Genomic DNA, 4,644 nt, shown 5'->3' on the forward strand with positions numbered 1-4,644 from the left:
TATGCTTCCTCCATTCTCTACATAATCAATTACTTTTTTTCTCAAGTCTAGGCTATAGGACATTTTTCTGGATGGGTTGCTTGTTTCTCCTTATTTTACCTTATTTTTTACTTGTATCATACTTATTTGAAATGACTATAATTTAAAACATCAATTATATTTATTAATTTCAAAATTTTTAGAAGAACAAGAACGGATCGAAAAACATAAAAAACTTTCCGACAATCCTACATTTCACAGTTCCGTCAAATTTATCGGAAAGTGTATAAACTATAGGGAGGATAAAACTCTAATTCAAATTGGAGAGAATACAGTAATTATCGGAGAATTAGCTATATTTCCTTATGGTGGAAAAATAGAAATAGGGAGAAATTGTTATATTGGTGAAGGAACTCGAATTAGATCAGCTACTTCTATCAAAATTGGAAACGAAGTTATAATTTCCGATGATGTCAGTATTTATGATACCGATGCTCATTCATTAAATTATGTTTTAAGACAGAAAGAATTTGTGGAAGTCGTCATTTTGAATAATCTGATTAAGGATGCTAAATATCTTGATATAAAATCTGCACCTGTGGTGATAGAAGATCATGTTTGGAGCGGATTTAATGTTGCGATTCTTAAAAGGGTTAGGATTGGGAAAGGAGCAATTATTGGAGCAGGTTCGGTGGTGACACAAGATGTAGAACCTTTTACCATCGTTGCGGGTAATCCTGCCAAAATTATCAAACGATTATGAATCTGATCCAATTCGGTTAATATTCATTCCTGATCTGTAGAAAAGCCAGAAAATAGTAGTAATATAATTTGTGATAATAATGCAGATTTTTATGGTATGCTGAATTGATGTCTAACTCAAGAGATAGACATTAAAAGTTCTAATGTCCCCCATTTTAGATCAAGGAGAATCCTATGAATGTTGCAGAAAAAACCTCAGATAGTATAAATCTCAAAGAAGATGTCCGAACTTTCAATCAATCTCTTCAAGAATTTTTAAGATTTATTCAAGTTTATTGGTATCCTAAAGAACACCAGGATAGAGCCTTTTCACAGATTATTCGTTCCTGGGGAATGCTCGTTTTATTGTTTTTATTATTAGTGGGATTAGTAGGTCTTAATGCGTTTAATAGTTTTGTTTTTAGAGACTTAATTACCTTCACAGAAGCTAGGGATGCAGAAAAATTAACTCATTTTGTCATTATTTATGGGATTACCCTAGGCAGTATGACTTTTTTCACAGGATTGTCTAGGTTTCTTAAAAAACTAATTGCGCTGGATTGGTATCAATGGATCAATAGTAGTATCTTGCAAAAATATTTTAAAAATCGTGCTTATTATCAAATCAATTTTAAAGGAGATATTGAAAATCCAGATCAACGTTTATCCCAAGAAATTCAACCCATTGCCAGAACAACGATGGACTTTTTAACAACCTGTGTTGAAAAAGTTATGGAGATGCTGGTTTTTATTGCCATTCTTTGGTCAATTTCTAAAACCATTTCTATTGTGCTTCTGGTTTATACGATTATTGGAAATATTGTTGCCACCTATATTACTCAACAATTAAATAAAGTCAATAAACAACAATTAGAAATCGAAGGAACCTATAAATACGCCATGACTCATGTTCGGACACACGCCGAATCAATTGCATTTTTTAGAGGGGAAGAAAAAGAGTTAAATATTATTCAAAGAAAGTTCAATCAGGTGATTAAAATCATGATTGAAAGAATTAATTGGGAAAGAACCCAAGAATTTTTTAACCGCGGCTATCAATCCATTGTTCAAATCTTCCCCTTCTTAATTGTTTCCCCATTATATATTAGTGGTGAAATTGAGTTTGGACAAGTTAACCAAGTCAGCTATTGTTGCTATTTCTTTTCCACAGCCTTATCCGTGTTAGTGGATGAATTTGGACGCTCCGGTGAGTTTATCAATTATATTGAACGTTTAGAAGAGTTTTACCAAGCTTTAGAGGGTGTAAGCGAACAAACCAACCCAGTTAATACCATTAAAGTCATTGAAGATAACAATCTAGCTTTTGATGATGTCACCTTACAAACTCCCGATGCCGCTAAAGTGATTGTCGAACATTTATCCCTGTCCGTTGAACCAGGGGAAGGTTTATTAATTGTTGGGCCAAGTGGTCGAGGAAAAAGTTCTCTTTTACGCGCTATTTCTGGGTTATGGAATACAGGTACAGGTCATTTGGTGCGACCTCCCCTCGACGATTTATTATTTTTACCCCAACGTCCTTACATCATTTTGGGAAACTTGCGCGAACAGCTAATTTATCCTCAAACGACAACGGAGATGAGTGAAACCCAATTAAAAGAAATCTTACAAGAAGTTAACCTGCAAGATGTTCTTAATCGCATCAAAAATTTTGATGAGGAAGTGGATTGGGAAAATATTTTATCCTTAGGAGAACAACAACGTCTAGCCTTTGCGCGACTATTCGTTAATCAGCCAGATTTTGTGATTTTAGATGAAGCCACCAGTGCTTTAGATTTAAAAAATGAAGATCATTTATATAAACAGTTACAACAAACTGGCAAGACCTTTATTAGTGTCGGACATCGAGAAAGTTTGTTTAACTACCATCAAAAGGTTTTGGAACTTTCCGAGGATTCTACTTGGCGCTTAATGAGGATGGAAGACTATCATCCATCAGCAGCGATTGCAACTCATTCTAACAATACCAAAACCGTTGATGAAACGATAGAAATTGTCTCTGAAATTAACAATCAAGACAATTTTACCCATCAAGAAATGCAAAAACTGACCAACTATAGCTTAAGTACCATCAAAAACAAAGCCCGTCGAGGTCAAACGATTGTTGCCAATGATGGCATGAGCTATCGTTATGACAAAACTCTTGATATTGCCAAATGGGTGAGAGTTTAGCTTCTCAAGGAGCTTCGATCGAACTTAAAAAGGCATCTTGCCGCAGTTCGGGAACCTTCAAAGAAGATTCTCGACCCATTACATTGTTCGCCAATTCCGAGTTGAATTGGCGAATTAAAAGCCGCCAGGACTTAAATAACTGGGATTTTCCTGTAGAGAAGTATCGAAGGGATTGGGTAAATCTTGGGTGCGAATTAAAGGGCCAGACTGTTGCTGTTGCATGACATCATAGTATAAAGTTTCGGTCAATTTAGCATCCCGGGTAATCATATTATCGAAATAGGAACCTTGGGGAAAAGTACGCCAACCAAAAAGAGAGTTTAACTGTCCTAAAATGCTGGCGTAGTCGTAGAAACGACCCGTATTGTTATTAACAGCGCGGTTAAACAAACCGGGGATATTATTAAATCCCACCGCCGTATCGGGAGAGGGGACAAGTTGCAATTGTTGGATTTTTACCGGTGGGGGATTGGTGGCGGGTGGAGTTTCAGCGATCGCATTAGGCGAACTCAACCAGACTAAACCGGTTAAACAAAACAGGGAAGGAAGTAAAAACTTAGCGCGCATGGGCAAAAATCTCCTCACAGGGATAGGGTTAATTAAAAAATTGCTTCAATGGGATGAGAAAGAAATCAATACTAGCGATCGAGTCAATATATAGCGTTTCCTATGCTAGTGAGGTACACCTGTTTTTCTTCCCCTTCCCCTTTGCCTTTTGCCTCTTGCCTTTTGCCTAAAACCCATAACTTTTGTACCTCAGCAGACTGAAAAACGCTATATAATGACTTTTGGCTTAATTGTAACCGAAATTTTGGAGTCAGTCAGACTCCTAATCCTGAAAATATGGCTAATTCCTCGGTAGCGAATCTCGATACTGCTTCCCTGCGTCAATTTCTCCTCGATGCTCTTGTGCGTCTTGCCTATCGAGAGGGGGATTTCACCCTGTCTTCAGGACAAAAAAGCAGCTACTATATCAACGGTAAACAAGTTACCCTGACTGGGGAGGGAGCTTTAGCCGTGGGGCGTTTATTGCTGTCTCTACTGCCTCCAGATACCCAAGCGGTGGCAGGATTAACCCTAGGAGCGGATCCGATTGTCAGCGCCGTTAGTGTGGTATCTGCCTACGAAAATCGACCGATTCCAGCTTTAATCGTCCGTAAAGAGGCAAAAGGTCACGGCACTATGGCTTATATCGAGGGGCCGACTTTAAACCCCGGTGCCGCGGTGGTTGTCCTCGAAGATGTGGTGACAACGGGGAAAAGTGCTATGGTAGCGGTAGAAAGATTACGCAATGCGGGTTATCAAGTAGATTTAATCATTGCTTTGGTGGATAGAGAGCAAGGAGGGGCGGAATTTTACCAATCTCAGGGAATACAGTTTCAAGCTTTGTTTTCGATTCGGGACCTACAGGCGGCTTATCAGAAAAAATAGCGGCGATTGGCGAGAAACGCTCGATAACTGGGTTTTAACAGTGGGTAAAACTTATCGGATGTTGCCTTGAGAAAATGGCTGTATTTTTTTCCTGTGAATAATTGGTAACTAGCTGAGGTTGTCGGCGCTAAGAAACAGATGAGAACATTGATAGATTCAGAGTCTTCTAAGAAACTAGAATTTTAGGCAGAGTCAGACTGGGTTTCTAAGATAAGCTTAGCACCTAATTTCTGGGCTTTGCGTTGCAAATTGTGAAGAAGTCGCTGACGATACCGTTCATCCTCTTGTTCTGGTGGAATTGCA

The 4,644-nt window shown here is 38.3% G+C and carries 5 protein-coding genes; 3 read left to right on the forward strand and 2 right to left on the reverse strand.

Annotation, left to right across the window (positions count from 1 at the left end; translation table 11 throughout):
• A partial coding sequence (locus IM485_RS17525; protein ID WP_271948249.1) for an IS630 transposase-related protein occupies positions 1-63 on the reverse strand: 63 nt, incomplete at its 3' end.
• Between the two features lie 103 nt (positions 64-166).
• Here IM485_RS17525 and IM485_RS22810 point away from each other — a divergent pair.
• Both IM485_RS22810 and IM485_RS17535 read left to right on the forward strand, forming a co-directional pair.
• Positions 167-742: an acyltransferase gene (locus IM485_RS22810; protein ID WP_353846023.1), complete on the forward strand. Its 576-nt coding sequence runs from the start codon at positions 167-169 to the stop codon at positions 740-742.
• A gap of 173 nt (positions 743-915) precedes the next feature.
• On the forward strand, positions 916-2,910 hold the full coding sequence (locus IM485_RS17535) for an ABC transporter ATP-binding protein/permease (protein WP_287744655.1): 1,995 nt from the start codon (positions 916-918) through the stop codon (positions 2,908-2,910).
• A 114-nt stretch (positions 2,911-3,024) separates the two neighbouring features.
• Here IM485_RS17535 and IM485_RS17540 read toward each other — a convergent pair whose 3' ends face one another.
• The gene (locus tag IM485_RS17540) at positions 3,025-3,477 is read right to left on the reverse strand and encodes a porin (protein ID WP_287744658.1); all 453 of its coding nucleotides are present in this window, start codon (positions 3,475-3,477) and stop codon (positions 3,025-3,027) included.
• Between the two features lie 276 nt (positions 3,478-3,753).
• Here IM485_RS17540 and pyrE point away from each other — a divergent pair, with 276 nt between their 5' ends.
• Positions 3,754-4,341, forward strand: coding sequence for an orotate phosphoribosyltransferase (gene pyrE / locus IM485_RS17545; RefSeq protein WP_104396111.1), 588 nt, complete (start codon positions 3,754-3,756; stop codon positions 4,339-4,341).
• The last annotated feature ends 303 nt before the right edge of the window (positions 4,342-4,644 follow it).

This window comes from Microcystis sp. M169S2 (assembly GCF_020245865.1).
GTDB lineage: Bacteria > Cyanobacteriota > Cyanobacteriia > Cyanobacteriales > Microcystaceae > Microcystis > Microcystis ichthyoblabe_A.

What these genes read in the sequence shown, in the direction of transcription:
- IM485_RS17540 (WP_287744658.1), bottom strand. Translation starts at nt 3,477, where the DNA reads ATGCGCGCTAAGTTTTTACTTCCTTCCCTGTTTTGTTTAACCGGTTTA.
- pyrE (WP_104396111.1), top strand. Translation starts at nt 3,754, where the DNA reads ATGGCTAATTCCTCGGTAGCGAATCTCGATACTGCTTCCCTGCGTCAA.
- IM485_RS17535 (WP_287744655.1), top strand. Translation starts at nt 916, where the DNA reads ATGAATGTTGCAGAAAAAACCTCAGATAGTATAAATCTCAAAGAAGAT.